The 241-nt window shown below is 26.1% G+C and carries 1 protein-coding gene; it reads right to left on the reverse strand.

Going from position 1 to position 241, the window contains the following annotated elements:
- Nucleotides 1–23: 23 nt before the first annotated feature.
- A partial coding sequence (locus NCS67_RS31850; protein ID WP_250437939.1) for a hypothetical protein occupies nucleotides 24–241 on the reverse strand: 218 nt, incomplete at its 5' end.

Raw genomic sequence — 241 nt, forward strand, 5'->3', positions numbered from 1 at the left:
TTTCTACACCCTATTAGTTTTATTTACATCCAAGCAAAAGATTGAAAATCAATATCATTTTCATCTTCTAAAAAACTTAATTGAACAGTTAAATAACCATTACTGTATTTACGAAGATTTCCTTTAATGGAAGTTAAATGTTCAACACTTAGTTCAAAGATTCTCTCAAGTTTATCTAAAGATGCGTATTTTTTGTAATCAGAAAAACTAAAGTAATTTGACATTTCGTGATGGTCATAAT

This window comes from Caballeronia sp. ATUFL_F2_KS9A, assembly GCF_023630765.1.
Lineage (GTDB): Bacteria > Pseudomonadota > Gammaproteobacteria > Burkholderiales > Burkholderiaceae > Caballeronia > Caballeronia zhejiangensis.